1 protein-coding gene is annotated in these 1,357 nt (G+C 66.2%); it reads right to left on the bottom strand.

The window, feature by feature from the left end; all coding sequences use genetic code 11:
* Positions 1-6: 6 nt before the first annotated feature.
* On the bottom strand, positions 7-1,341 hold the full coding sequence (locus ABD212_RS18945) for an MFS transporter (RefSeq protein ID WP_344097775.1): 1,335 nt from the start codon (positions 1,339-1,341) through the stop codon (positions 7-9).
* Between the last annotated feature and the right edge of the window lie 16 nt (positions 1,342-1,357).

Genomic DNA, 1,357 nt, shown 5'->3' with positions numbered 1-1,357 from the left:
CGCGGCTTACCTCACCTTCTTGATCGGTATGATCACGACCGCGCCGATCAGGGCGGCGGCGCCGGCGACCCAGAGCACCAGGGTGAAGTTCGGGTAGGCGCCGACGTAGGCGAGGATGCCGGTGAGCACCGGGGCCAGGGTCTGCGGCAGCGCGTTGGCGATGTTGAACACGCCGAGGTCCTTGCCGGAGTCGTCGGGGTTGGGGAGCACGTCGACCACCAGCGCCAGGTCCACCCCGACGTAGATGCCGTACGCGATGCCCAGGAACGCCTCCAGCAGGAAGAACCCGCCCACCGAGTCGACGAAGCTGAGCAGCACCGTGCCGATCGCGAACATCACCGTCGACCCCCACACGAACACCTTGCGGCGGCCGAGCTTGTCGGAGAGCCAGCCGGCGAGGTAGCCGCTGACCACCAGCGCGGCGGTGTAGATCAGCACGCTCGTGGAGATGATCGCCGCGACGTCTTCGGTCTTGATGTGCAGGTGCAGGTTGACGTAGAAGAACCGCAGCGTGGTGAACATGAAGCTCGCCAGCGTGATCAGGAACCGCGACCACCACGCCAGCGCGTAGTCCGGGAACTTCACCGGGCTCACCCAGAACGTCTCCCACCAGTCCCGGAAATCCATCCGCTCCGGCTTGGTCGGCAGCACCTGATCGCGCAGCACGAACGCGAACACCAGCATCGCCCCGATCGCGAGGATCGACGGCACCACGAACATGATGATCAGCTGGTTCTGGAACCACTGCGCCACATACACACCGCCCAGGATGCCCAGGTTCTGCGCGATCCCCAGCGACGCGGTGATCCGGCCCCGCTCGAACTTCGGCACCTGGTCCGCGACCGTCGCGATGAACGGCGCCAGCGTCATGTTCGCACCCAGCTGCGCCAACGCCCAACCCACCGTCGCCCACAACAGCGACGGCGCCACCGCCATGATCACGAACGCGAACGTCATGATCACCGTGCCCAACACGATCCAGATCCGCCGCCGACCCCACCGCGACGTGGTCCGATCCGACAGCCGACCGAACACCACATTCGCGACCGTCGCGAACAACGCCCCCACCCCACCGAGCACCGCCGCCGCCCCGATCGCACCATCCTTCGGGAGCGCCCCCGACTCCACCAGCTTCGTGATCTTCAACCCGATACCCACGATCGCCGGCCCCAGCAACGCCACGAAGAACACGAACTGCGCGATCAGCAGCCACGCCACATAACTCCCCGGCGCCGGCTCCGTCGGCTCCCTGAACCAATGATGCTCGTGATGACCGACCGTCTTGCTCGCCGACGTCATACCCGACGGCATCCCCGCAGCCGAACCGCTGACTGACGACATACCTGCCTCCTTTGGC

Origin of the sequence: Microbacterium deminutum, from assembly GCF_039530205.1 — a bacterium.
In the GTDB taxonomy this organism is placed as follows: domain Bacteria; phylum Actinomycetota; class Actinomycetes; order Actinomycetales; family Microbacteriaceae; genus Microbacterium; species Microbacterium deminutum.
Note: the sequence above shows the minus strand (reverse complement) of the source record. Positions and strands in the feature narration are given on the sequence as shown.